Below are 24,881 nucleotides of genomic sequence, written 5' to 3' on the forward strand. Positions count from 1 at the left end.
ACGCCGTTCCGGTTGGTCGCGGGCCTGGGCTTGTAGCGGGAGCACGGTTGCCCCCTTGTGCGCCTCATCGGGCGCCTCGTGTGCCCGTCCGGCAGGTCCGCGGCGGAGCGCCTCCTGGCTTGGTCTGGGCTTGCTGAGCGCGCCGGTGGGCTGTCGGGCGTGTGTGCCCCTTGGTGCCTCTGCTGCGGCTTCGTTGGGCTGATGACGGTCAGGCTGGGGGCGTGGTGACCGTGTGTGAGCACGGGTGGGGGCGCCGTGGGGCTCGTGGGGCCGGTGGTGCCTGTGGGTGTGAGATTCTCTTGTGATCATCGGGGATTCGACCCGATTTGGGTCTAGACATATTCCGTGTTAATGCCTAGCTTGAATGCGGACGCCGGTGGTCGTGCCGATGTGCCGGTCATGCCCTGTGCTCGTCAAGGTATCGGCGGGGTAATGAAAGCCTGGCCCGGCCTGACCTGGGACGATGCCGTCCGATCAGGCCAATGGGTCAATTTCTGGCGTATCGCGTGTTTCATTTCGGCGACATCTTCATGAAGGGCGTCGCGGCCTTAACATTCGACTTACGCGTGCGTAGACTCCCGGCACCCGCGTTGCCGTGCGAGGCGTTCGAAATCGTGACTCGTGGGGTACGCGGTAAAGATCGCTTTTATGTCGGTCGCGATCGCAACGCCCCTGTCGAGGAGGACGGATGCCCGGGTTTTCCCTGTCAGACCCGGCCAGCGCTGAAGTGGATCTCGGCGGCGGCGACCTTTCCCTGGTCGTCGTCGTCGCCGTGGTCGCACTGCTCGCACTGGCCGTCGCCGCGGGTCTCGTACGCGACGTCCTGGCCGCCGGCCAGGGCACCGCCAAGATGCAAGAGATCGCGCGCGCCGTTCAGGTGGGCGCGGGCGCCTACCTGAAACGCCAGTTCCGCACGGTCGCGATCTTCGTGGTCCTGATCCCGCTCCTCCTGCTGCTCCTGCCCGCCGACTCCACCGGCGAGCGGATCGGCCGGTCCGTCTTCTTCGTCATCGGCGCGATCTTCTCCGCGGTCACCGGGTTCACCGGCATGTGGCTGGCCGTCCGGGGCAACGTCCGGGTCGCCGCGGCCGCCCGCGAGGAGGGCGGCGAGAAGACCGCGATGCGGATCGCCTTCCGCACCGGCGGCGTCGCCGGCATGTTCACCGTCGGCCTCGGCCTGTTCGGCGCCGCCGTCGTGGTCCTGGCCTACCAGGGCGACGCGCCGAAGGTGCTGGAGGGCTTCGGCTTCGGCGCCGCGCTGCTCGCCATGTTCATGCGGGTCGGCGGCGGCATCTTCACCAAGGCCGCCGACGTCGGCGCCGACCTGGTCGGCAAGGTCGAGCAGGGCATCCCCGAGGACGACCCGCGCAACGCGGCGACGATCGCCGACAACGTGGGCGACAACGTCGGCGACTGCGCCGGCATGGCCGCCGACCTGTTCGAGTCGTACGCGGTCATGCTCGTCGCGGCGCTGATCCTCGGCACCGCGGCGTTCGGCAACCAGGGCCTGGTGTTCCCGCTGATCGTGCCGATGATCGGCGTGATCACCGCGGTGATCGGCATCTTCGCGGTGGCGCCCCGGGCCGGGGACCGCTCCGGGATGACCGCGATCAACCGGGGCTTCTTCATCTCCGCGGCGATCTCGGCCGTCCTCGTGGCGGTCGCCGCGTTCGTGTACCTGCCCTCGTCCTTCGCGGAGCTGGACGGCGTCCGCGACAAGGCCATCGCCGGCCTGGACGCCGACCCGCGCTGGGTGGCGCTCGGCTCCGTCCTGATCGGCATCGTGCTCGCCAGCGCGATCCAGCTGCTCACCGGTTACTTCACCGAGACCAACCGCAAGCCGGTCAAGGAGGTCACCGACAGCGCCCGGACGGGGCCCGCCACCGTCATCCTGTCGGGCATCTCGCTCGGCCTGGAGTCCGCCGTCTACACCGCGCTGGTGATCGGCGCCGCCGTGTACGGGGCGTTCCTGCTCGGCTTCGGCAACACCACCGTTGCGCTGTTCGCGGTGGCGATGGCCGGCACCGGGCTGCTCACCACCGTCGGCGTGATCGTCTCGATGGACACCTTCGGGCCCGTCTCCGACAACGCCCAGGGCATCGCCGAGATGTCCGGGGACGTCCAGGGCGAGGCCGCCTCGGTGCTCGAGCGGCTGGACGCGGTCGGCAACACCACCAAGGCCATCACCAAGGGCATCGCGATCGCGACGGCGGTGCTCGCGGCGACGGCGCTGTTCGGCTCGTTCCGCACGACGGTGATCGAGGCGCTCGCCGGCGCCTCGAAGGGCGCCAAGGACGCGATCGGCGCCGACTTCCTGAACTTCAACCTGTCGATCGCGAGCCCGAACGTGCTGATCGGGCTCATCGTCGGCGCGGCCGTGGTGTTCATGTTCTCCGGTCTGGCGATCATGGCGGTGGGCCGCGCGGCCGGCCGGGTCGTGGTCGAGGTGCGCGAGCAGTTCCGCACCAAGCCCGGGATCATGGACTACACCGAGAAGCCCGACTACGACCGGGTCGTGGACATCTGCACCCGGGACGCGCAGCGCGAACTCGCCACCCCGGGCCTGCTGGCCATCATGACGCCGATCGCGGTCGGCTTCGCGCTCGGGTACGCGCCCCTCGGGGCCTTCCTCGGCGGCGCCATCGCGGCGGGCGTGCTGATGGCGGTGTTCCTCGCGAACGCCGGCGGCGCCTGGGACAACGCCAAGAAGGTCGTCGAGGAGGGCTACCTCGGCGGCAAGGGCAGCGAGGCGCACGAGGCCACGATCATCGGCGACACGGTCGGCGACCCCTTCAAGGACACCGCCGGCCCCGCGATCAACCCGCTGATCAAGGTGATGAACCTGGTCGCGCTGCTGATCGCGGACGCGGTGGTGACCTACGCGGGCAACACCCCGCTGCGCGTCGGCGTCACGGTGCTGTCGGTCGGGGTCGTCGTCGCGGCGATCGTGATCTCCAAGCGGCGCGCCGACCCGATCGGGGACTCGTCCGCCGATCCCGCCGTCGAGGGCGGCAGGCCGGGGCCGGACGCCGCCAAGAGCGGCGAGGCCGCTGGCGCGCTCGACGGAGGTGCTCCGAAAGAGGCCGCGGTAGGCGCCGAAGGCGCGGGGGGTCGTCCCTCCTCCAACAGCGCCGTGGAGGCCGAGGCCGAGCCGGACGCCGAGGAGTCGTCCGCGGGCAAGTCCTGACCGGCTGAACGGGAGGGGCCGGTGGCGACGCGCCACCGGCCCCTTCCGCGTCCCCGGGGGGCCCGTCCGACCATCCCGGGCCCGGTCGTACGCTGTACGGGAGGGCGGGACGTCCCGCCCCCGACCCAGCGGATCGATCTCGGGAGGCGGCCGTGGCGAGCGGCGGCGGCAAGCGGACGATGTCGGGGCCCAAGGGCTTCGCGATCGTGATCGGCGGAATGTTCGGCATCATGGCCGTGCTGTGGACCCTGGCGGCCCTCGCGGCCCCCTAATGTGACGGCCATGCCCACGCTCATCGTTCTCCGCCACGCCAAGGCCGAAGCCGGCCTCGGCATACCCGACATCGATCGCAAGCTCACCGATCGCGGGCGCCGCGACGCGGCCGCGGCCGGGGACTGGCTGCGCGCGAACGGTCTCGTCCCCGAGCGGGTCCTGTGCTCGCCCGCCGCGCGGACCCGGGAGACCCTCGCCCGCCTGGCGCTGGACGCGGAGACCGCCTTCGAGCCCGGCATCTACGACAACGACCCCGACGGGCTCCGCACCCTCGTCTCCGAGACGCCGGGCGCCGGCACCCTCCTGCTGGTCGGGCACAACCCGTCCGTGCACCACCTCGTGCACGACCTGACGGGCCAGGCCCCCGACTCCTTCCCGACCTGCGGCCTCGCCGTGATCGACTTCCCGCCGGGTGACTGGGCGGACGTCCGGACCGGCCTCGGGACGCTGCGCACCGTCCACACGCCCAAGGACTGACGGCTCACGGGCGCGGCTCGGCGGCCTCCAGGGACGACGCGATGACCTGGTTCACGTCGCGGCGCAGCTCCCCGATCGTGTGGCGGGTCCCGGAGACCTGCAGCAGGGCGTGCCGGAGCGGGGTGAGCTCGTCGGGGCCGATGCCCTCCTTGATCTCGGCGCGGCGCCGCCGGGTCAGCGTGGACAGGTAGGAGTCGAGCTCGGCGAGCTCCTCGGCGAGCTCCTCCACGGGCGTGCCGGCCTCCGGGTCGCGCTCCCCCGGCTCCTCCAGCAGGTCGCCCGCCTCCTCCAGCTGGTCGGCGAGGCGGTCGAGGATCTCGGGGATCGGCCCGGTGTCCACGGCCCGCTCCCGGGACATCTTCGCGACCGCGATGAGGTGGTCGCGGGCGCGGTGCGCGGCGGCCACGGCCCTGCGCAGCCGGTCGATCAGGTCGAGGTCGGGCACCCGCTCGTGGCCGAGCCTGGTCCGGGTCTCGGCGACCGCCTCCGCCGCCCGCTCCGCCGTCACGATCGTGTCGTGCGGGAGCCGGGTCCGCTCCCCGGCGAGGACGTCCGCCGTCGTCCGGACGAGCCCGGCGTGCGTGCGCATGAGCCCTTCGAGCTGGCCCGGCAGCCGTTCGAGGTGCCCGGCCGGCCACAGCAGCAGGACGGCGAGGTAGGCCATCAGCGACCCGGCGAGCGTGAGGCCGATCCGTTCGCCCGCGATGCGCCAGTCGGCGGGCGCGGAGAAGTCCAGCAGCATCATCGCCAGCGGCGTCCCGAACAGGGCCCAGTAGGAGAAGTTCACCGACCGCATCGCGAACCCGGCCCCCGCGAAGCAGAACGCGATCACCGCGACGGTGGGCTGCCCGGGCGCGAGCGTCAGGATGACCGCGGCGACGGCGGCGCCGGCCGCGGTGCCCCCGACGCGCTGGACGAGCCGGTCCACGGTCTCGCCGTAGGTGGCGCGCAGGCTCAGCATCGCGGTGATCGTCAACCAGTGGCCGTGCGGGATCGCCAGCGCGGCGGTGAGCGCCATCGACACCACGGCCGTCACGTACACCCGCGACACCTGCCGGAACGTCGGGGAGCGCGTGCGGACGGCGCGGCGCACCCGGTCCCAGACCGGCATCGGGTCGAGCGTGCCCGGCATCCGCGGCACCGTGAACCCGATGCGCAGCCCGCCCGCGACGAGGCGGCGCGTGGAGGCGACCTCGCCGGCGATGCGGTCGACGGAGCGGCGCACCTGGCCGATCAGCGCGACCGCCACCAGGTCCTCGTCGCCGGCGAGCCCGGCGCGCCTGATCTGCTCGGCGGCGCGGACCATCCGCCGGACGGCGGCGGACTCCTCGCGGCCGAGGGGCGCCTCTCCCGCCGTCGCGATCGCCCCGGACAGCAGCCGCAGCCGCGCCGCGAGCGCCGAGATCGCCGTCTGCGTCTCCATCTGCCACTCGCGGTCCGGCGGGTAGTTCTTCGCCGCCTCCAGGACGGCCTGGAGCGTCACCGTCTCGTGCAGGACGCGTCCCAGCGCGTCGATGACCCGCTCCGGCCTCGTGGGTTCATTCCCCGCCCGCCCCGACCGGTACAGCTTGTAGGTGGCCCGCGCCGCCGTCAGCGACTCCGACGCCGCCCGCCGCTTGGCCTCCCAGTCGGGGATGCGGGTGACCGCCAGCAGGTCGGGGTTCGTCAGCTCGACGGCGTCGAGGGGCCCCGCGTCGGGGGCGCCGACGTCCTGCGCCACGGCGTCCAGTGCCTCGGCGACCGCGTCCGCCGACTCGCTCAGCGCCTCCCGCAGCGGCCGCAGCCGCCGCGCGGGCCACGGCGCCAGCAGCAGCGCGGCGGTGAGCAGCCCGCCCACCAACTCCAGCAGCCCGATGTTCACCACGTCCGCGGACGGCGGCCGGACGGCGCTCAGCAGCACCGCGAGCCCCGCCGTCGACCCGATCCGCGGTACCGCCACGCCGAGCGCGACCAGCGGCGGCACCACGATCACCGCGAGCCACAGATGCCCGCTGAGCAGCCCGCCGACCCCGGACCCGACCGCGACGATCAGCACGCCGACGGTGAGGTTGCGCGCCCGCGCACCGTAGGGGCCCTCGGGCGCCCGCAGCGCGACGAGATAGGCCCCGAGTGCGATCATCGACCCCTGCGCGGCGCGTCCCGTCAGCGCCCCGACGAGCAGCGGCACGGTCACCGCGAGCGCGGCCGCCAGCCCGTAGAAGGGCGCCGCCTGCCCATGCACCTGGGCATAAGCCCCCCGCGCCCGCCGCAGCATGAGGGCTGTCTACCCCAGGTGAGCCGGTTTTGCCCAGTGCTCAGGCGCCGCTAGGCCCGGGAATCCTCGGCGTCGGCGGCTTCCACCTCTTCGCGGGAGATGCCCAGGAGGAAGACGATGGTGTCGAGGTAGGGGACGTTGACGGCGGTGTCGGCGGCCTGGCGGACGACCGGTTTGGCGTTGTAGGCGATGCCGAGGCCGGCGGCCTGGAGCATGTCGAGGTCGTTGGCGCCGTCGCCGATCGCGACGGTCTGGCTGATCGGGATGCCGGCCTCGCGGGCGAAGCGCTCCAGGGCGGCGGCCTTGCCGGCGCGGTCGATGACCCGGCCGGTGACGCGCCCGGTGAGCTTGCCGTTCTGGATCTCCAGGGTGTTGGCGGCGGAGTAGTCGATGCCGAGGTCCTCGACGAGGGCGTCGGTGACCTGGGTGAAGCCGCCGCTGACGATCGCGAACTTGTAGTCGAGGCGCTTGAGGGTGCGGACCATGGTGCGGGCGCCGGCGGCGAGGCGGAGCCGGTCGCGGACGGCGTCGATGGCGGAGGCGTCCAGCCCGGCGAGGAGGGCGACCCGCTCGCGCAGGGAGCCCTCGAAGTCGAGCTCGCCGCGCATGGCGGCCTCGGTGACCTTCGCGACCTCGTCGAGGCAGCCGGCGTGCTCGGCGAGCAGCTCGATGACCTCGCCCTGGATGAGGGTGGAGTCGACGTCCATGACGATGAGCCGCTTGGCGCGCCGGTGCAGGCCGCTGTGCTGGACGGCGACGTCGACCCGCTGCTCGACGGCCTCGGCGGTGAGCGCGGCGCGCAGACCGTCGGGGTCGGCGCCGGAGACGTCAAGCTCGATGCAGGTGACGGGGTTCTGGGCGAGGCGCTCGATGCGGTCGATGTTGGCGCCGTGCGCGGAGATCCGCCCGGCGATGCCCGCCATGGCGGCGGGCTTGAGGGGGTTGCCGAGAACGGTGACGTGCAGGCGCCCGCTGCGCTTCGGCATGCGCTTGTTGCGCCCGGTCGACAGCTCGATCTCCATGTCGAGGTCGTTCGCGACGCGTTCGGCGGCGTTCCACACCCGTCCGATGTCGGCGCCCTCGGTGTAGGCGAGCAGGACTCCGAGGACGAGGCGTCCTCGGATCACGACCTGCTCCACGTCCGCCACCGTCAGTGGGAACTGGGAGAGTGTGCGGAAGAGGCGCGACGTGACGCCGGGGCGGTCGCGGCCGGTGAGTGTGATGAGCAGCGTGCGCTCTGCTGACCCGTCCATAGCTGTTCACAACGGTACCGGCCGCGCCGGGAGTCCCGCCCGTCAGGTCCGGCATGCGAGACGCTATCCGGGCAGGATCAGGTTCAGATCGCCGAATTCGTGCCACAGATAGCGCTCGGCGAGGGCGGCCTCGTAGGTGGCGGTGAGCAGGTCGAGGCCGGCGATGGCGGTCAGCATCATCAGGTGGGACGACCTGGGCTCGTGCAGACCCGTGAGGAGGCCGTCCACGGTTCGGACGCCGCCCTCGGGGGTCACGATGTGCTCGGTCCAGCCGGAGGACGCCTGGACGCGTCCCGCGGCGTCCACGGCCGTCTCCAGGGCGCGCACGGCGGTGGTGCCGACGGCGATCACCCGGCGGCCCCGCGCCCGGACGTGCCCGACGAGGGCGGCGGTCGCCTCGGGGACGGTGTAGTGCTCGGCGTAGGGCGGTTCGTGGGCCTCGGGGGACGCGACGCCCGTGTGGAGGGTGATCGGGGCGATCAGGACGCCGCGCGACACCAGCCGCGTCACCAGCTCGGGCGTGAAGGGGCGGGCGGCGCTCGGCATCTCCGCGCCGCCGGACGAGCGATCGTGCGCGAAGGCGGTCTGGTAGGTGGCGGCGGGCCAGTCGCGGCGGACGTGCCCGTACCTGATCGGGACGCCGTGGCGCCGCAGGTAGGGGACGACGTCGGTGCTCAGCCGGGCCTGCCAGAGCCGGCCGGACTCCCCGCGCGCGGGGTGGCGGTGCCGCCCGACGAGGGTGAGGGTGGCGCCGCCGGGCATCGGGATCCACTCGCCGGGGGAGCCTCCCGTGTACGGGCGGCTGGCCTTGCCGGTGAGGCGGCGCAGCTCGACGAGCCACAGCCGGTCGCCGGCGCCCTGGACCGGGGTGGAGAAGTGGACGCTGATCCGGTCGAGCCGGACGGCGGCGGGCAGCGTGGCCGAGGTGTTGACGACGAGCAGGTCGCCGGGGTCGAGCAGGCCGGGCAGGTCGCGGAACTCGTGGTGGGTGAGGGCGCCGGTGGCGCGCCGGGAGACCAGCAGCCGGACGCCGTCGCGGGTCCGGCCGCGCGCCTCGGGCGGCTCGTGCGCCTCCAGGGCGGCGGGGAGGGTGAAGTCGACGGTCATGTCCGGACCTCCAGGCGGAGAGCGGCGATCGCGCCGAACGCGGCGATCGCGGCGAACAGCGCCCCGGCGACGGCGAGCCCGGCGTCCAGCCGGGCGGCGCCGAAGCCGGTGACCAGCGCGCCCGCGACCCCGACCACGAGGGACGAGCCGAGGGTGTCGCTGATCTGCAGCGCGGAGGAGTTGACGCCCTGCTCGTCCTCGGCCGACAGGTCGAGCAGCAGGACGGAGAGGCTGCCGATCGAGAAGCCCATCCCGGCGCCGCCGACGATCCACGCGGGCGCGGCGAGCCAGCCGGAGAACTGCAGGGCGACGGTGGCGAGGACGATTCCGGCGGTGACGAGGACGGCGCCGAGCAGGGCGTAGAACTCGCGGGGGCGCTCGGAGCGGCCCTGGATCTGGGACGCCGCAGACCAGCCGAGCGCGCCGACGGTCAGGACGATCCCCGCCTGGGTGGCGCTGAAGTCGTGCAGCCGCGTCAGCGCCAGGGGGATGAAGACGTCGGTGCCGAAGAAGGCTCCCGACAGCAGGCCCCGGACGAGGATGACGCTCGGCAGCCCGCGGCGGAGCCGGAGCGTACCGGCGGGCACCAGGCGGGGGAGGCCGAAGGCCAGGCCCGCGAGGCCGGCGAGGACCGCGGGGAGCATCGTCCAGCCCGTCCCGTCGAGGCCGTAGAGGAGGATGCCGGTGCCCGCGGCGACGCAGAAGGCGGCCGGCAGCCGCGAGCGGCCCGTGGCGGGGGCGGCGTCTGACGGCGCTATGCCGCGCAGCACGGGGAGCAGGAGCAGCGCGGGCGGGATCACCAGCGGGACCAGCCCGAGGAACACCCACCGCCAGCCGGCGTGCTCGGCCAGAGCGCCGCCGGCCGCCGGGCCGATCAGCGAGGGCAGCACCCAGGCGGCCGACAGCGCGGCGAACACCCGGGACCGCAGGTTCTCGGGGTAGACGCGGGCGATCACGACGTACAGGGCGACGAGCGGGACGCCCGTGCCGAGGCCCTGCACGGCGCGCCCGGCGACGAACACCCACATGGACGGCGCCGCGCCCGCGACCAGCAGCCCCGCGACGAAGACGGCGAGCCCGATCAGGAAGGGGCGGGTCGGTCCCGACCGGTCGACCCAGCCGCCGGCGAGCACCGTGGCCAGCAGGCTCGTGATCAGGGTCGCGCTGAAGCCCCACGCGTACAGGGACAGGCCGTCCAGGTCGCCCGCGACGACCGGCATGACGGTGCCGACGGCCATGCTCTCGAACGCCAGCAGCGTCACGACCAGGACGATCCCGAGCGTCGCGCCCCGGAACCCCGCGCCCAAAATGCCCTGTTTTGTTGTCACCCGCTCATGATCAAGGACGGTGGTCATCGCGCGTCCGCCAGGTCCGCCGCGCGGTAGCGCCCGCTCGGAAGGCGGCCGGCGACGAGCCGGTACAGCGCGGCGGCGGCCTCCTCGGGCGGCGGGGCCGCGTCCGCGTCCTCGCCCGCCGCGCGGAGCATGGCGGTGTTCATCTCGCCCGGATCCGCCCACCAGACGGCCACGTCGGGCTCCTCGGCCGCGAGGACGTTCGACAGCTGCTCCAGCGCAGCCTTCGACGCCCCGTAGCCGCCCCACGTCTCGTAGCCCTCCACGGCCGCGTCCGACGTGATGTTGAGGATCGCGCCGCGCCGCTCCCGCAGCCCTGGCAGGACGGCCCGGATCAGCGCGAGCGGCGCGAGGACGTTCGTCGCGAACGCGTCCGCCAGGGCGTCCTCGGGAAGCGAGGCGAGCCGGGGCATCGGCGTCGGGCCGAGCGTGCTCGCGTTGTTGACGAGCAGATCGAGCCCGCTTTCGACCGCGCGGGCGAGGGCGGCCCGGTGCGCGGGATCGGCGACGTCCCCGGGGATCGCCGTGGCGCCGGTATCGGCCGCGGCGGCGGACAGGGCGACGGCGTCACGGGCGTCGATGACGAGGTTCCAGCCGTTGTCGGCGAGGGTGCGGGCGAGCGCCCGGCCGAGGCCCCGGGAGGCTCCGGTGATCAGTGCCGTCTTCATGCCCTCGACGCTAGGAACCCGCGCGTCCGGCGGCATCGGCCGACGGGTCCCCCAGGAGGTCGTCAGATGGTCCTAGGACCGGCGTCCCGCGCTCGCGGGAGGGGCGGCACGGCACGTACTCCCGCCGGCTGATTCGAGAAGACCCGCCTAGAGAGTACGGTCTTCACATGCGCGCGCCGAACGGCGCCCGCCGGGGGGAGAACGAGAGGCCGGGATGGTGACGGACGAGGGCCGCCACGGCGACCAGGGCGCGACCCTGCACGCCGTCAGCTCCGCCGTGCTCGCGGTGACCCGCCACCTGTCCGTGCACGAGGTGCTCCAGGTGATCGTCCGGGCGGCCGCCCAGCTGCTGGACGCCCGGTACGCGGCCCTCGGGGTGCCCGACGACGAGGGCTCGTTCGCCGAGTTCGTCGTCGAGGGCGTCTCGGAGGAGGACTGGGAGCGGATCGGCCCGCTGCCCCGCCAGCACGGGATGCTCGCCGCGATGCTCAAGGGCGACGCGCCGAAGCGGCTCGGCGACATCCGCAAGGAGCCCGAGTTCGAGGGCTGGCCGGTCGCGCACCCCGTCCTGAAGGACTTCCTCGGCGTGCCGATCCGCGACGGCGAGGACGTCCTCGGCATCGTCTTCCTGGCCAACAAGCGCCGGCCCGGCGGCTTCACCCAGGACGACGAAGACCTGCTCACCCTGTTCGCCGCGCACGCCGCGATCGCGATGGCGAACGCCCGCCTGTACGAGCACAACCGCGAGCTGACGGTCGTCGCCGAACGCAACCGCCTCGCCCGCGAGCTGCACGACGCCGTCGCGCAGAAGCTGTTCTCGCTGCGGCTGACGGCCCGCACCGCGTCCGCGCTGGCCGAGCGCGACCCGGTCCGGACCGTCCAGGAACTCCAGCAGGTGGAGACGCTCGCGGCCGAAGCCCTCGCCGAGTTGCGCGCCGTCATCTTCGAGCTGCGTCCCGCCGATCTGGCCGACGGTCTCGTGGCGTCGCTGCGCAAGCACGTCGATGTGCTCGACCGCGCGCACGAGTCCACCGTCCGCCTCTGCGCCGACGAAGCGATCGTCCTGCCGGAGGAGCATGAGGCCGTCGCCTTCCGCATCACCCAGGAGGCGCTCTACAACGCGCTGCGCCACGCCAAGGCGAGCACCGTGCAGGTGCGGCTCCGCACTGAGGACGAACGGGCCGTGCTAGAGGTCTCCGACGACGGCGCCGGTTTCGACGCGTCCGATACGGAGCCCCAAGGCGGCCTGGGCCTGACCTCCATGCGCGAGCGGGCGTACTCGATCGGCGGCGAGCTCGCGATCGACGCCGCGCCCGGCGAGGGCACGACCGTCCGGCTGGTGGTGCCGCTGTGAGCGCCGCGCGGGGGCCGATCCGGGTGCTGATCGCCGACGACCATCCCGTCGTCCGGCAGGGCCTGCGGACCTTCCTCGGCATCCAGGACGACATCGAGGTCGTGGGCGAGGCCGAGGACGGCACGTCGGCCGTGACGCTGGCCGAATCCCTGGAGCCCGATATCGTGCTCATGGACCTCAAGATGCCGGGCGCCGACGGCCTGACCGCGCTGGCGGAGCTGCGGGCTCGCGGAGTGACGGCACGGGTCCTCGTCCTGACCAGCGTGACGGAACGCGGGCACGTGCTGCCGGCGGTCCAGGCCGGGGCGGCCGGATACCTGTACAAGGACGTCGACCCGCAGGCGCTCGTCCAGGCGATCCGGGCGGTCAACGACGGGCACGTCCTGTTCGCGCCCGACGCGGCCGAGGCGATGCTGCGGAACGGGACGGCGGGTGACGCGGGAAGGGACGACCGCGGCCTCGCCGCGCTGACCGAACGGGAACGGGAGGTGCTCGTGCACATAGCGCGGGGCAGGTCGAACCGGGAGATCGCCCGCGCCCTCGTGGTGTCCGAGAAGACGGTCAAGACGCACGTCAGTAATCTGCTCATGAAACTGGGAGTCCAGGATCGGACGCAGGCGGCCCTGTACGCGGTCCGGCACGGTGTGGGAAACACGAGTGCCGCCGGGGAAACCGGGAAGACCACTGCCCGCGGCTGATACAACTCCTCTGACAGGATCGTCATCGAAATTGGTATGAACGTAGCAATCAGGTACGCAGCAGGCAGCGACATCGGGTGCAACCGGGAGAACAACGAGGACTCCGGGTACGCCGGTGCGCGGTTGATCGCGGTCGCGGACGGCATGGGCGGGTATGCGGGCGGCGAGGTCGCGAGCTCGACCGTGATCGGCTCACTGCGCTCGCTGGACACCGATGCCCATAAAGACGATCTTGTCGACATGCTGGGCCGCGCCGTGGCCGAGGCCAACGAGAAGTTGCGCATCGTCCGGGAGGAACGCCCCGACCTGAGCCGGATGGGCACCACGCTCACCGCCATGCTCTGGTCCGGCGAGTCCGTCGCGCTGGCGCACGTCGGTGACTCGCGCGGCTACCTGCTGCGCGACGGCGAGCTCTTCCAGATGACGCAGGACCACACCATGGACGAGCTGCTCAAGGCGGAGGCCGAGCAGGCCGGCCAGCAGGCCGATCCCGCCGAGACGTCCCGGCTCTCGCACGTGCTGTACCGCGTGCTGGACGGGCGCGAGGACCGCGAGCCCGACCTGCGGCTGCGCGAGGCCCGCCTCGGCGACCGGTATCTGCTGTGCTCCGACGGCCTGAGCGGCCCGGTCGACGCGCAGAAGATCTACGAGGTGCTGTCCGCGGAGGCCGAGCCGCAGCGCGCCGTCGACCGGCTGATCGAGATGGCCCGCGACAACGGCGGCCCCGACAACATCACCGCCGTCATCGCCGACGTCGTCGAGGCCGAGCACCTCGCCGGCTCCGACGAGCCCGTCGTCGTCGGCGCCGCCGCCCAGGCCTGACGCCCCGCCCGGCCCACCGCCCCGGGCCGGACGCCGCACCCGGCCCGACGCTCCCCGGGCCGGCCGTTTCCTCGGGCCTCGACGCCCCGGGCCGGGCACGATGGCGCCGGCCCGCCCGTGCGACACGCCGTGCCCCAAGGCGCCGAGGCGATCTCCTCCCATCTCCGGCGCATCCCCGGCATCGCCCGTTCCGCGCGCACGTCCCGTTCGCCGCACGTCCCGAACCGGACGATTCATTCATGCTCGTAACGCGAAAGAGTGCCCATGTAGCAGGTGATTTGTCCTACTCTTGCCCGAGAGGTGGTGTCGCCGGGCACCGAGTAACGGTCTCGTAGCGGATCGTTGCCCGGACTTGACCCGCCTCAGGGTGCACCCGATATACGGGTCACTCACCTGTATGTCATCGAGGCGGAGGATTCGTTGGGGGGAGCGCCCGGGACGGCGTCCGCCGGTGCACCGCGAGGTGCGCTCGGGGGGATCGTCAGCCGGACCCTCACCGCGGCGCAGCACGGACCCCAGGGTGTGGTGCTGCGCGTCGCGGCGATGGCCGTCGCGGCCATCGGCGCGTCATGGATCCATCGCGTGAACGACCCCGGCGTGCTCTGTCCCCTGCGGGCGCTCACCGGAATCCCATGTCCCCTGTGCGGGGGCACGACCGTGTTCATCGAGTTCGGCTCGGGCCGCCCCGGCCAGGCCGTCCTCGCGAACCCGGTCGCGCTCGCCGGCGCCGTCGCCGTCGCCGCCGCACCGCTGGGACTGGGTGGACGGTGGTGGGCACTCCAGCCGAAGACCCGTGCCTGGATGCTCGGCACCGCCCTCGTCGGGTCGGAGCTGTGGCAGCTCGTCCGGTTCGGTGTTCTGCGGGTTTGAGCCGCGGTCGGTCCTCGGTCAGACTTGCGGAGCCCACCGGGTCCGGCGGGCGTCACATAACCACAGGGTCAATCAATAAGGAGCAAGTGTGGGCAACCCCTACGACCCGTACGGTCAGCAGCCGGGCTACGGGCAGCAGCAGCCCGGGTACGGCCAGCAGCCCCCGGCCCAGCCCGGTTACGGCCAGCCCGGCGGGCAGCCCGGCTACGGCCAGCCCCCGGCGCAGCCCGGTTACGGCCAGCCCCCGGCGCAGCCGGGCTACGGCCAGCCTCCGGCGCAGCCCGGTTACGGCCAGCAGCCCCCCGCCCAGCCCGGCTACGGCGCGCCCTCGGGGCCCGCCCAGCCCGGCTACGAGGTGCACCACCACCACTACGGCTCGACCGGCCAGCTCGCCGAGTGGGGCTCGCGCGCCGGCGGCTACATCATCGACTACCTGATCTTCGGTGGTCCGGTGTTCGTGCTGTACATCCTGATGATCATCCTTTCCAGCTCGGGCAGCTCGGGCGCGGCGCTGTTCGGCGTCCTGCTCATGCTGATCGGCGCGGCCATCTCCATCGCGGGCGGCCTGTGGATCTGCTACCAGGAGGGCACCACCGGCCAGTCCATCGGCAAGCGGCAGATGGGCATCCGGCTCGTCGGCGCGCAGACCGGCCAGCCCATCGGCTTCGGCATGGCCTTCGTGCGCAAGATCGCGCACGTCGCCGACAGCTTCCTGTGCTACCTCGGCTTCCTCTGGCCGCTGTGGGACGAGCGCAAGCAGACCTTCGCCGACAAGATCTGCAACACCATCGTGGTCCGCGCCTGACCCACGACCCACGACAGCGGGGCGCCCCAAACCCGGGACGCCCCGCTTCGCCGTTCAAGCACAACCACTCCGTTAGCGCTCCGCTCCGGGAACCGGGGCAGTTTCTCTGTGGGGGGCGGCCCCCCACACCCCCGGGAAGAGCGGGTCCGACCCGGTGCCTTCCGCTCCGCTAGCGCTCCGCTCCAGGCACCGGGGCAGTTTCTCTGTGGGGGGCGACCCCCCACACCCCCCGGGAGGAGCGGGTCCGACCCGGTGCCTTCCGCTCCGCTAGCGCTCCGCTCCAGGCACCGGGGCAGTTTCTCTGTGGGGGGCGACCCCCCACACCCCCCGGGAAGAGCGGGTCCGACCCGGTGCCTTCCGCTCCGCTAGCGCTCCGCTCCAGGCACCGGGTCGGTTTCCTTGTGGGGGGCGACCCCCCACACCCCCCGGGAAGAGCGGGTTCGACCCGGTGCCTTCCGCTCCGCTAGCTGTACTTGGCCATGATCTTGGTGACACCTGACCGGTAGGTCTTTGATCAGCAAGAGGACCTCCTGGCGTAGTGGAGTTTCACCGACTTCACCGTCACCAGGAGGTCCTTGTGGGTCACGCTAATGCCCGGCTGACGCTTCATGGCAGATGTCTACTGGTTCGCCGTGTCGTGTTCGACCGGCGTGCGGTCGCGCACGTCGCCGCCGAGCTCGGGGTGTCGCGGCAATGCGCGCACCGGTGGGTCCGACGGTTCCGTGACCAAGGCTGGGCCGGGCTGGCCGAGCGGCGCAGCGGGCCGCGCGCGTGCCCGTCCCGGACCCCGGTCAAGACCGAGGAGCGGGTGCTGGCCGCCCGAGATGAGTTGCGTGCCGGGCCCGACCACATCGCGGCGGCCACCGGAGTGCCGGCCCGCACCGTCACCCGGATCCTGCGCCGTCACGGTGTGCCGGTGCTGGCGGCCTGCGACCCGCTGACCGGCACCCGGATCCGCGCGTCCCGCGCGAGCGAGCGCCGCTACGAGCACGACGCACCGGGCGAGATGATCCACCTGGACGTCAAGAAACTCGGCCGCATCCCCGACGGCGGCGGCTGGCGGGCACACGGCCGCGGCCAAGCCGTCCGCGTCCGCGGCATCGGCTACGACTTCGTCCACACCGCCATCGACGACCACACCCGCCTGGCCTACGCCGAAGTCCTGCCCGACGAGAAAGGCACCACCACCGCCGCCTTCCTCACCCGAGCCGCAGCGTTCTTCGCCGGCCACGGCATCACCCGGATCCACCGGGTGCTCACCGACAACGCCAAGAACTACCGCGTCTCGGCCGCCTTCCAGCAGGCCTGCGCCCAACTGGGCGCCCGCCAAAAGTTCACCCGACCCCGCCATCCCTGGACCAACGGCAAAGCCGAACGCCTCAACCGCACCCTGGCCACCGAATGGGCCTACCGGCGCCCCTACACCAGCAACGACCAACGCACCCAAGCCCTCAAGCCCTGGCTGGAGCACTACAACACCACACGCCCCCACTCGGCCCTGGGCGGCAAGCCACCCATCACCCGACTGTCACCAAGATCATGACCGAGTACAGCTAGCGCTCCGCTCCAGGCACCGGGTCGAACGCACTGTTGCACGCTGCCACCAGGGCGCGGCGTACGGCGGCGTCCAGGAGGCGGAGGGCCTCGTCGCGGCGCCTCATCTGGTCGGCGCTGAGGCCGCGGTCGTCCATCTGCCGGGCGAGGTCGACGACGAAGGAGAGGCGGCCGGCGAGGGCGGCGACGCGGTGGGCGCGGGGCGGGTAGCCGGGGGACAGCGGGTGGTCGCCGCGGTCGGGATCGCGCAGGTCGACCAGGGCGTCGCCGATCTCGGGCGGGACGCCGGCGAAGTCGTCGACGGTCAGCAGCGCCTCGGTGGCGTCCCGCATGGCGAGCGTGAGCCGCCGGTCGGCCTCCGCGAGGGACGGGACGTCGGGCGGCGCCGCCGACGCGTCGTGCGTCGTCCAGCGGACGCCGACGTAGGACGAGCCGCGCCGGTCCTCCGACGGGACGAGCCCCATCGCCCGCCCGTCGAGCACGGCGACGACGGCGGCGCCCGCCTCGATCGCCGCGGTGTTGAAGGACGGCGGCCCCGTCAGCCCGAGCGGGTCGCCCGGCTCCGGCAGCGCCAGCCGCAGCGCGGCCAGCCCGCCGACGCGCAGGTCGCCGAGGCCGCGCCGCAGCGTCACCTCGGCGGGCTCGCCGCCGACGATCTGCGGGCCCGCGCTCTTCTCGATCTCGTCGACGGCCTCGTCCAGGCCGACGTGCCCCGTCAGCCAGGCGTTGCCCCAGGCGACGAGGGCGATAGCGACGGCCCTGCTCATACGTCCGTGCTCATTCTCGGTCTCGTGCGTTCCGCAATGGGCATGCGATCCACGATAAGCGCTCGAATCGCTGGTGCCACCGGACGTAAGGGACCTCTCGCGGCGCGACGGCGTCCCGGGGCCGCCGTCCGGGGCCGATCCCGGGGGGCCACGGCCGCCCCGGATCGCATAGGTTCTTTCCTGCAAGCGGCAGCACGGACCACCGGATTGGGGACGAAGGCGCGCGATGGCAGGCGAGGTGCTTCAACTCCGCGGAGTCGGGGTCAGGCGCGGCGGGGCCACCCTGCTGCGCGACGTCACATGGACGGTGAACGAGGGCGACCGGTGGGTCATCGTCGGCCCGAACGGCGCGGGCAAGACCACGTTGCTGCAGATCGCCGCGGCCATGCTGCATCCCACCGAGGGCAGCGTCGAGATCCTGGAGGAGGAGCTCGGCCGCACCGACGTGTTCGAGCTCCGGCCGCGGATCGGGCTCGCCAGCTCGTCCGTCGCGGAGAAGGTCCCGTCCGGTGAGACGGTCATCGACCTCGTGCTGACCGCCTCGTACGCGATCCTCGGCCGCTGGCAGGAGGAGTACGACTCGACCGACCTCGACCGGGCCGTCGCGCTGCTGGAGGCCCTCGGCGCCGCCGACCTGATCCGCCGGACCTTCAGCACCCTGTCGGAGGGCGAGCGCAAGCGCGTCCAGATCGCCCGCGCGCTGATGCCCGACCCCGAGCTGCTCCTGCTGGACGAGCCCGCCGCCGGCCTCGACCTCGGCGGGCGCGAGGACCTCGTCGCCCGCCTCGCGGCCCTCGCCGACGACCCGGCCGCGCCCGCCATCGCGATGGTCTCCCACCACGTGGAGGAGGTCCCGGAGGGCTTCACCCACGCGCTGCTGCTGCGCCGCGGGGAGGTCGTCGCCCAGGGCAAGGTCGACGAGGTCTTCACCCGCGAGCACCTGTCGGAGACGTTCGGGCTGCCCCTGGCGATCGACCGCCAGAACGGCCGCTGGTACGCCCGCTCGGCCCGCTGAACCGGGCGGGACGCCACAAAACGACCCCCCGATCGACGGAGGTGCGCGGCGGGGTCCCTACGATGTGCGCACCGTCGGGAACTCGTAGCGCAGGGATGGGACGGACGTGAATCTGCTGGACGCGGCCGCCGTCTTCGCGGCCGGTGTGGCCGCCGGGGGCATCAACACCGTCGTCGGGTCCGGTTCCCTGATCACCTTCCCGACCCTGGTGGCGCTCGGCTACCCGCCCGTGGTCGCGAACATCTCCAACAACATCGGGCTCGTCCCGGGCGGCGTGACGGGCGCGTACGGCTACCGCCACGAGTTGAAGGGGCAGCGCGGCCGGCTGACACGCCTGGCCTCCGGCTCCTTCATCGGGGCCGTGATCGGCGGCCTGCTGCTGCTCGGCCTGCCCGCCGAGGCGTTCGACGTCATCGTCGTCGCGCTGATCATCATCGCGCTGGTCCTCGTGGTGGTGCAGCCGCGCCTGCAGAAGTGGATGCTGCGCCGCCGGGAGGGCGAGCACCGCCCGCAGCACGGCGGCCCGGCGCTGTGGGTCGGCGTGCTCCTCGCGGGCATGTACGGCGGCTACTTCGGCGCCGCGCAGGGCATCATCCTCATCGCGCTGCTCGGCATCATGCTGGACGACGACCTGCAGCGCCTGAACGCGGGCAAGAACGTCCTGTCGGCGGTCGTGAACGGCACCGCCGCGATCCTGTTCACGCTGATGTGGCTGTTCGCCGACGCCGAGATCAACTGGTGGGTCGTCCTGCTCATCGCCGCGGGCTCCACCTGCGGGGGCGTGATCGGCGCCAAGGTCGGCCGCCGCATCCCGCCGCTGGCGCTGCGCGCCGTGATCGTCGTCGTGGGCGTCGTCGCGATCGTCAATCTTCTGGCCTGACCAGGGCTTTCGCGCTGTTCGACAGGGTTGCGAACCGGACGTTCCGGGTATAAGTCGAATATACGTTCGACTACCGGAGGTTCGCGCGGGATGAAGGGCGACAGGGTCGAAATCGTGATCGACGCCGGGGGCGAGGGAACGCGGACGTACGAGGTCGCGGCGAGCCGGGCGGGCCGCCGCGTGGAGATCGCGACGCGGCGCGGCGTCGTGGAGGTCAGCGAGGTCACCCGGACGGGTACGCCCGTGCGCACGGCCCGCTTCATGGCGAGCCGGGTCCTGGCCCTGGTGGAGCACCCCGTGTCCTCCGACGGCGCCGAACCCTCCGGCTGACCGTCCCGAGACGGTCCGGGCGGGCCCGGCGGGGCCCGCCCGGCGACCGCCGTCAGGACTTGCGGTGCGTGCCCGGAACGGCGTTCCGGGGATCGGGTATCAGGGACGCGTAGACGATGACGTTGTCCAGGTAGTGGCCCCGCTTGCGGTCGAACCGGCCGCCGCAGGTGACCAGGCGCAGTTCTGGCCGGCCTTGCTGCCCGTAGACGCTGTCGGTCGGGAACTCGTCCTTGTCGACGCGCTTGATCCGGTCGATGCGGAAGGCCGGCGCCGTGCCGTCCGCGCGGACGACCTCGATCCTGCGGCCCGGGCGGAGCGCGCCGAGCCGGTAGAAGGCGCCCGGGCCCGACTTGGAGTCGACGTGGCCGACGAGCACGCTGCTGCCGTTCTCGCCCGGCGTCGGGCCGTCCTCCCACCAGCCGACCTCCCGGACCCGGGTGAGCGGCGGGACGCCGAGCGTCCCGTCCCGTTCCGTGGTGACGCGGCGGATCGGGGCGTTGACCTTTATCGAGGGTATTCTGACGCGTTCGGGAACGGACGGCCGAAGTGCGATTTCCGGTTCGGGCGCCGCGCTTCTGGGAGCCGGCTGGATGAGATCCGAGGACGGCGGCTGCGGCGGAGGATCGGTGTGGCCGCGCACCAATCCCACGACGAACATCGCGGTCCCTGTCGCGATGAGCGCGGCGGCCAGCCGATACCAGAAACGGCTCGACCGGCCACCGCGCCTTCTCCTGTCCATGGGCTCAGGAAACGCCCTTCACCTGACGGCGACGGGCCGCGACGGCGATGCCGCCGCCCAGGGCGAGAACCCCGAGACCGGCGCCGGCCAGCATCGGGAAGCTCGACATCGAGGTGCCGCCGCCACCGGCCATCACGCCGCCGTGCGGCTTGATCGGCTTGAGGTACCGCACCGCGACCCACTTGCCGATCCAGGCCGGCGGGACGCTCTGGCGCAGCTGGGTCCAGCCGCTGTTCTTGCAGTCGGCGCCGATGTGCTTGCCGTAGGGCAGCGTGCCGACCTGCTTGAACTTGGTGCCGGGACCGTTGCGGACCGCCAGGCCGTGCTTGGCGATGACCTCGTACCGGCACACCTTGACGGCCGTGATCGGCTTGAGGTACCGCACCGCGACCCACTTGCCGATCCAGGCCGGCGGGACGCTGCCGCGCAGCTGGGTCCAGCCGGTCTTCTTGCAGTCGGCGCTGATGTGCTTGCGGTACGGCAGCGTGCCGACCCGCTTGAACTTGACGCCGGGACCCGTGCGGACCGCCAGGCCGTGCCGTGCGGTGACCTCGTACCGGCAGACGGCCGCCTGGCTGGCGCTGCTGGCCGCCTCGGCGTGGCTCGCGCCGGTCGCCGCGACGGCGACGGCGCCGCCGGACAGCAGCGACAGCCCGCCCGCCGCACCGGCCACGGCGAGTGCCATGCCGGTTCGCGCGCTTGTCCTCATTCTTCCCCCATCGAAATGATCTTCGATGCCGGAGGTGTCCGGCATCGTTTCCTTGATCACGCTTCCCGTGGGGAATTCCGCGCATGTCGTGCAGGTCGCAAACATTGAGAATAGCGATCAGTGTGCATTGTGAAGGCTTTCTCGCGGAACGGCCAACGGCAATCTCCATTCCGCTGGCGAAAGCCCCATAATGGACATCTATCCCCCTTTAAAAGGGGGCATTCAGTGAAAACCCCATGATCTCCCCGGTGTCCGGGCTATACGGGCGCCATCGCGCAGGGCGGCGGGCCATCGCAGGACGGGCGGGCATGCGCGAAGGCGCCCGCGCGGATGCGCGAGCGCCTCAGATCGAAGCTTTCAGGCCGGAGACGTCAGACCGGGCGGACCTGGAGGGTGCCGTCCTCGGTGACGCGGGTCTCGAAGGACGGCTGGCGGGCCGTGGCCGGCCCGTGGACGACGGAGCCGTCGGCGACGCGGAACGTGCTGCCGTGCCAGGGGCAGACGACGCAGGTGTCGGCGCCGTCGTCGGTGAGGACGCGACCCTGGTGGAGCGGTCCGGCGAGGTGGCTGCAGCGGTCGGCGAGGACGTGCACCTCCTCGCCCTGCCGCAGCACGAACAGGTCGATGTAGCCGAGGCGCCGGGCCACGGGCCAGCCGTCGGGGAGGTCTTCGACGGCGCACAGGTCGTGCCATCCGAGCGGGACGAGGTGGGCGAGCTGGTCGGCGTGGCTGGCGCCGGCGGCCTGCCGGAACGCCAGGTGCCCGCCGAGGTAGGCGCCCGCGACGAGGGCGCTGAGGCCCGCGAAGCCGAACGCGCGCCCGGCGGCGTCGCGGCCCTGGTAGCGGGCCACGAGGGACGCCGAGTACAGCATGCTCGCGGTGGCCGTCCCGGCGGCGTGGACGAGCCCGACGCGCTGCTGCTCGCGGTGCAGGGCCGACCAGTCGGCGATGCCGGTGAGGACGGTCGGGACGGCGCCGGCGAGCCCGGCGGCGACCAGGACCTGCGAGGCGCGGCGCGTGCCGGGGACGAGGTCCAGGACCGCGGCCGACATCCACAGCCCGATGGGCAGGTCGGTGAGCGGCGCGTGGGCCGGATGGCCGACCGGGACGCCGTGCAGGGCGTCCTTGACCGGCCCTGGACGCAGCACCCGCCGGACGGCCCCGGACAGGACCCTGATGGGGCGGTCCAGGCCGCCGGCGTGCTCCAGCCTCTCGGTGGCGTCGGCCAGCCGCGCGGTCGCCTGGGGGCTCTCTCCGCGCCGGAAGATGTTGACCCGTCGGTTCATGCCCCTCCTCCGCGGTCCTGCTGGGACGCCTGTTGCGACCCTAGTCTCCCGCGTTCGCCCGCGGCCAGTCATACCTACCTGGTGCCGGGAGGGCCTAAACAAAGGGTCAGCGCGCCGCCTCCAGGGTGACGGGGACGCCGTTGAGGACGGCGTTGCCCGAGAGCGGGTCGATCTCCTGCTCGTCGGTGACGGCGTTGACGTTCACCCCGGCGTGCTCGCTCGCGACCCGCGTCCGGGTCCCGGGGCGGTCGTGGCCCCAGCCGTGCGGCAGGCTGACCACCCCGGCCATGATCGTGTCGGTGGGCTCGGCGACGGCCTCCAGGGCGCCCGCACGGGACGTGACGCGGACCGTGTCGCCCGCCGCGATGCCGAGCCGGTCGGCGTCGGCCGGGTTGAGCTGGAGGGTGCAGGTGTTGGAGCCGCGCACCAGCTCGGGGACGTTGTGCAGCCAGCTGTTGTTGGACCGCAGGTGGCGGCGGCCGATCAGCACCATGCCGCCGGACGTCCCCGGATCGCGCAGGGCGGAGCGCAGCCGGTCGACGTCGGCGGCGCACGTGGACGGGCACAGCTCGATCCGGCCGGACGTGGTGCACAGGACCTCGTCCAGCCGCGGTTTGAGGGCGCCGAGGTCGAGCCCGTGCGGGTACTCGGTGCGCAGCCGCGTCAGCGTGAGGCCGGTGACGCCGGAGGCGCCGCCGCCCTCCTCGCGGAGGGCGGGCTCGCCGCCGAACGCGTCCCCGTAGGGGCCGAGGCGGAGCATCATGTCGAGGCGCTGCTCGGTGAGGGTGCCGGTGTCGAGCATCTTGCGCAGCTCGTCCGGCTCGCGGCCGAGCACCGGGGAGCCGGGGAGGGCGACGGCTTTCTCCAGCGTCGCCTTGATGATCATCTCGTCGAGCAGGGCGGGGTCGCCGCCGGTCCCGGAGGCGGCCAGGGCGAGCCGCGCCAGGATCTCGGCCTCGCTGGGCCGCCCCTCCGGCAGCGGGACGACCGCGGGCGAGTAGCGCGCGTAGTCGCGGACGGCGAGCCCGGTCAGCGCGATGTCGTAGTGCGGGGTCTGCGCGGGGCGCGGCGGCGGCAGGACCACGTGCGCGTGCCGGGTCGTCTCGTTCAGGTAGGGGTCGACGCTGACCATGAACTCCAGGCCGGCGAGCGCGCGGTCGAGCCGGGCGGCGTTCGGCGCCGACAGGGCCGGGTTCCCGCCGATGGTGATCAGCGCCCTGACCCGGCCCTCGCCGGGCGTCTCGATCTCGTCGGCGAGCGTCGCGACGGGCAGCTCGCCGTTGACCTCGGGCAGCCCGCGGACGCGGCTGCGCCACCGCCCGGTCGTGAACGGCTTCTTGCGCCGGTACACCGGGGCGTGGGCGGGGCGCGGGAACATCGCCCCGCCCGGGCGGTCGAGGTTCCCGGTGAGGACGTTCAGGACGTCCACGAGCCAGCTGTTCAGCGTCCCGTAGGCCTGGGTGCACGTCCCGATGCGGCCGTAGACGGCGGCGCGCTCGGCCGCGGCCAGCTCGCGCGCGGTCCTGCGGATCGTCGCGGCCGGGACGCCCGTGACGGCCGCGACGTCCTCGGGGGCGAAGTCGACGGCGAGGGCGCGCAGGTCGTCCAGGCCGTTGACGCGCCCGGCGAGGTGCTCGGCGGTCCTGACCAGGTCCTCGGCGAACAGGGTGTGGACGAGGGCCATCAGGAGGAACGCGTCCGTCCCCGGACGGATGAACAGGTGCTCGTCGGCGAGGGCGGCGGTCCGCGTCCGGCGCGGGTCGACGACCGTGATCTTCCCGCCGCGCGCCCGGATCGCCTTGAGCCGTCCGGGGAAGTCGGGCGCGGACGCGAGGCTGCCGTTGGACTCCAGGGGGTTCGCCCCGAGCATGAGCAGGTGCCCGGTGCGGTCGAGGTCGGGCACGGGGATCGCCAGGGGGTCGCCGAACATGTGCCCGCACGCCACGTGCTTCGGCATCTGGTCGGCGGTGCTCGCGGTGAAGAGGTTGCGGGTGCCGAGCGCCTTGACGATCGCGGACCCGTACAGCGGCCCGGCGATCGAATGGGCCGTCGGGTTGCCGATGTAGACGGCGACGGCGTCCCGCCCGTGCCGCGCGATGACCTCCGCCAGCCGCCGGCCCACCGTCGCGAACGCCTCGTCCCACCCGGAGTCCTCGCCGGCCACGAGCGGCTCCGCGAGCCGGTCGGGGTCGCCGTCGAGGCGCCCGAGCGTGGCGCCCTTGGGGCAGATGTAGCCCTTGCTGAACGGGTCCTTCTCGTCGCCCCGGACGCGCGTGACCGCCCCCGCCTCGTCGAGGGTCAGTTCGAGCCCGCACAGGGCTTCGCAGAGGGGGCAGGTACGGAAGGCCGTGCGGTCGCCCATCGAGACACTCCTTGTGAACGGGACCGTCTCTCTATCATGGCCGCCCGTCCCGGACGGCGCCATGGCGAGGCATGACCCATAACGGCATTTCGGAGTTGCGGCGCTATAAAGCCCCATTC

Annotated in this window: 21 protein-coding genes; 11 read left to right on the forward strand and 10 right to left on the reverse strand. The window is 72.8% G+C overall.

Translation table 11 applies throughout. The features are described from left to right. Positions 1-688: 688 nt before the first annotated feature. Positions 689-3,187 (forward strand): sodium-translocating pyrophosphatase, encoded by a 2,499-nt coding sequence (locus tag BJY14_RS22360; protein WP_179845413.1) that lies wholly within the window; start codon positions 689-691, stop codon positions 3,185-3,187. A 282-nt stretch (positions 3,188-3,469) separates the two neighbouring features. Beyond that, complete coding sequence (locus tag BJY14_RS22365; RefSeq protein ID WP_179845414.1) at positions 3,470-3,937, forward strand: SixA phosphatase family protein; 468 nt, start codon at positions 3,470-3,472, stop codon at positions 3,935-3,937. 4 nt (positions 3,938-3,941) lie between these two features. Here BJY14_RS22365 and BJY14_RS22370 read toward each other — a convergent pair whose 3' ends face one another. From BJY14_RS22370 to BJY14_RS22390, 5 genes are all read right to left on the reverse strand, one after another. Then, the gene (locus tag BJY14_RS22370) at positions 3,942-6,191 is read right to left on the reverse strand and encodes an FUSC family protein (RefSeq protein ID WP_179845415.1); all 2,250 of its coding nucleotides are present in this window, start codon (positions 6,189-6,191) and stop codon (positions 3,942-3,944) included. 50 nt (positions 6,192-6,241) lie between these two features. After that, positions 6,242-7,444 carry a phosphoserine phosphatase SerB gene (serB, locus tag BJY14_RS22375; RefSeq protein ID WP_179845416.1) on the reverse strand — a complete coding sequence of 401 codons (1,203 nt, stop codon included), beginning with the start codon at positions 7,442-7,444 and terminating at the stop codon, positions 6,242-6,244. Between the two features lie 63 nt (positions 7,445-7,507). Continuing rightward, entirely contained in the window at positions 7,508-8,551 is a 1,044-nt protein-coding gene (locus BJY14_RS22380) for an S-adenosylmethionine:tRNA ribosyltransferase-isomerase (protein ID WP_179845417.1), read from the reverse strand. Beyond that, the gene (locus BJY14_RS22385; RefSeq protein ID WP_179845418.1) at positions 8,548-9,906 is read right to left on the reverse strand and encodes an MFS transporter; all 1,359 of its coding nucleotides are present in this window, start codon (positions 9,904-9,906) and stop codon (positions 8,548-8,550) included. Before BJY14_RS22385 ends, BJY14_RS22380 begins: the two co-directional genes overlap by 4 nt. Then, the gene (locus BJY14_RS22390) at positions 9,903-10,571 is read right to left on the reverse strand and encodes an SDR family NAD(P)-dependent oxidoreductase (RefSeq protein ID WP_179845419.1); all 669 of its coding nucleotides are present in this window, start codon (positions 10,569-10,571) and stop codon (positions 9,903-9,905) included. Before BJY14_RS22390 ends, BJY14_RS22385 begins: the two co-directional genes overlap by 4 nt. Before the next feature lie 214 nt (positions 10,572-10,785). On the opposite strand from BJY14_RS22390, the gene BJY14_RS22395 reads away from it, so the two are divergent. The 6 genes from BJY14_RS22395 to BJY14_RS22420 all read left to right on the forward strand — a co-directional run bounded on the left by BJY14_RS22395 (position 10,786) and on the right by BJY14_RS22420 (position 16,663). Beyond that, positions 10,786-11,925, forward strand: coding sequence for a GAF domain-containing sensor histidine kinase (locus BJY14_RS22395; protein ID WP_179845420.1), 1,140 nt, complete (start codon positions 10,786-10,788; stop codon positions 11,923-11,925). Next, complete coding sequence (locus tag BJY14_RS22400; RefSeq protein ID WP_179845421.1) at positions 11,922-12,623, forward strand: response regulator; 702 nt, start codon at positions 11,922-11,924, stop codon at positions 12,621-12,623. The genes BJY14_RS22395 and BJY14_RS22400 overlap by 4 nt, the downstream gene beginning before the upstream one ends. Positions 12,624-12,659: 36 nt before the next feature. Continuing rightward, entirely contained in the window at positions 12,660-13,445 is a 786-nt protein-coding gene (locus tag BJY14_RS22405) for a PP2C family protein-serine/threonine phosphatase (protein ID WP_179845422.1), read from the forward strand. A gap of 420 nt (positions 13,446-13,865) precedes the next feature. After that, positions 13,866-14,315, forward strand: coding sequence for a DUF2752 domain-containing protein (locus tag BJY14_RS22410; RefSeq protein ID WP_246396042.1), 450 nt, complete (start codon positions 13,866-13,868; stop codon positions 14,313-14,315). Between the two features lie 88 nt (positions 14,316-14,403). Continuing rightward, on the forward strand, positions 14,404-15,120 hold the full coding sequence (locus BJY14_RS47300) for an RDD family protein (RefSeq protein ID WP_179845423.1): 717 nt from the start codon (positions 14,404-14,406) through the stop codon (positions 15,118-15,120). Between the two features lie 577 nt (positions 15,121-15,697). Then, on the forward strand, positions 15,698-16,663 hold the full coding sequence (locus BJY14_RS22420) for an IS481 family transposase (protein WP_179843367.1): 966 nt from the start codon (positions 15,698-15,700) through the stop codon (positions 16,661-16,663). 10 nt (positions 16,664-16,673) lie between these two features. Here BJY14_RS22420 and BJY14_RS22425 read toward each other — a convergent pair whose 3' ends face one another. Next, on the reverse strand, positions 16,674-17,441 hold the full coding sequence (locus BJY14_RS22425; RefSeq protein ID WP_179845424.1) for an Rv1486c family protein: 768 nt from the start codon (positions 17,439-17,441) through the stop codon (positions 16,674-16,676). Between the two features lie 226 nt (positions 17,442-17,667). On the opposite strand from BJY14_RS22425, the gene BJY14_RS22430 reads away from it, so the two are divergent. From BJY14_RS22430 to BJY14_RS22440, 3 genes are all read left to right on the forward strand, one after another. Beyond that, entirely contained in the window at positions 17,668-18,456 is a 789-nt protein-coding gene (locus tag BJY14_RS22430; RefSeq protein ID WP_179845425.1) for an ABC transporter ATP-binding protein, read from the forward strand. 106 nt (positions 18,457-18,562) lie between these two features. Then, positions 18,563-19,336, forward strand: a complete 774-nt coding sequence (locus BJY14_RS22435; protein WP_179845426.1) for a sulfite exporter TauE/SafE family protein — start codon at positions 18,563-18,565, stop codon at positions 19,334-19,336. 90 nt (positions 19,337-19,426) lie between these two features. Next, entirely contained in the window at positions 19,427-19,666 is a 240-nt protein-coding gene (locus tag BJY14_RS22440; protein WP_179845427.1) for a DUF8836 family protein, read from the forward strand. 52 nt (positions 19,667-19,718) lie between these two features. Here the strand turns inward: BJY14_RS22440 and BJY14_RS22445 are convergent, their stop codons facing one another. The 4 genes from BJY14_RS22445 to BJY14_RS22460 form a co-directional block, all read right to left on the reverse strand. Beyond that, a complete protein-coding gene (locus BJY14_RS22445; RefSeq protein WP_179845428.1) occupies positions 19,719-20,405 on the reverse strand; it encodes a class F sortase in 687 nt (228 codons plus the stop codon). Positions 20,406-20,409: 4 nt separating this feature from the next. After that, on the reverse strand, positions 20,410-21,090 hold the full coding sequence (locus tag BJY14_RS22450) for an SH3 domain-containing protein (RefSeq protein ID WP_179845429.1): 681 nt from the start codon (positions 21,088-21,090) through the stop codon (positions 20,410-20,412). Between the two features lie 395 nt (positions 21,091-21,485). Continuing rightward, positions 21,486-22,400 (reverse strand): Rieske (2Fe-2S) protein, encoded by a 915-nt coding sequence (locus BJY14_RS22455; RefSeq protein ID WP_179845430.1) that lies wholly within the window; start codon positions 22,398-22,400, stop codon positions 21,486-21,488. Positions 22,401-22,506: 106 nt separating this feature from the next. Further along, on the reverse strand, positions 22,507-24,762 hold the full coding sequence (locus BJY14_RS22460) for a molybdopterin oxidoreductase family protein (protein ID WP_179845431.1): 2,256 nt from the start codon (positions 24,760-24,762) through the stop codon (positions 22,507-22,509). Between the last annotated feature and the right edge of the window lie 119 nt (positions 24,763-24,881).

This window comes from Actinomadura luteofluorescens (assembly GCF_013409365.1).
Classification (GTDB): domain Bacteria; phylum Actinomycetota; class Actinomycetes; order Streptosporangiales; family Streptosporangiaceae; genus Spirillospora; species Spirillospora luteofluorescens.

Bases quoted from the DNA above. Each gene is read 5' to 3' on its own strand.
- BJY14_RS22360 (WP_179845413.1), top strand. From the start codon at position 689: ATGCCCGGGTTTTCCCTGTCAGACCCGGCCAGCGCTGAAGTGGATCTC.
- BJY14_RS22365 (WP_179845414.1), top strand. From the start codon at position 3,470: ATGCCCACGCTCATCGTTCTCCGCCACGCCAAGGCCGAAGCCGGCCTC.
- BJY14_RS22370 (WP_179845415.1), bottom strand. From the start codon at position 6,191: ATGCTGCGGCGGGCGCGGGGGGCTTATGCCCAGGTGCATGGGCAGGCG.
- serB (WP_179845416.1), bottom strand. From the start codon at position 7,444: ATGGACGGGTCAGCAGAGCGCACGCTGCTCATCACACTCACCGGCCGC.
- BJY14_RS22380 (WP_179845417.1), bottom strand. From the start codon at position 8,551: ATGACCGTCGACTTCACCCTCCCCGCCGCCCTGGAGGCGCACGAGCCG.
- BJY14_RS22385 (WP_179845418.1), bottom strand. From the start codon at position 9,906: ATGACCACCGTCCTTGATCATGAGCGGGTGACAACAAAACAGGGCATT.
- BJY14_RS22390 (WP_179845419.1), bottom strand. From the start codon at position 10,571: ATGAAGACGGCACTGATCACCGGAGCCTCCCGGGGCCTCGGCCGGGCG.
- BJY14_RS22395 (WP_179845420.1), top strand. From the start codon at position 10,786: ATGGTGACGGACGAGGGCCGCCACGGCGACCAGGGCGCGACCCTGCAC.
- BJY14_RS22405 (WP_179845422.1), top strand. From the start codon at position 12,660: ATGAACGTAGCAATCAGGTACGCAGCAGGCAGCGACATCGGGTGCAAC.
- BJY14_RS22425 (WP_179845424.1), bottom strand. From the start codon at position 17,441: ATGAGCAGGGCCGTCGCTATCGCCCTCGTCGCCTGGGGCAACGCCTGG.
- BJY14_RS22430 (WP_179845425.1), top strand. From the start codon at position 17,668: ATGGCAGGCGAGGTGCTTCAACTCCGCGGAGTCGGGGTCAGGCGCGGC.
- BJY14_RS22440 (WP_179845427.1), top strand. From the start codon at position 19,427: ATGAAGGGCGACAGGGTCGAAATCGTGATCGACGCCGGGGGCGAGGGA.
- BJY14_RS22445 (WP_179845428.1), bottom strand. From the start codon at position 20,405: ATGGACAGGAGAAGGCGCGGTGGCCGGTCGAGCCGTTTCTGGTATCGG.
- BJY14_RS22450 (WP_179845429.1), bottom strand. From the start codon at position 21,090: ATGGCACTCGCCGTGGCCGGTGCGGCGGGCGGGCTGTCGCTGCTGTCC.
- BJY14_RS22455 (WP_179845430.1), bottom strand. From the start codon at position 22,400: ATGAACCGACGGGTCAACATCTTCCGGCGCGGAGAGAGCCCCCAGGCG.
- BJY14_RS22460 (WP_179845431.1), bottom strand. From the start codon at position 24,762: ATGGGCGACCGCACGGCCTTCCGTACCTGCCCCCTCTGCGAAGCCCTG.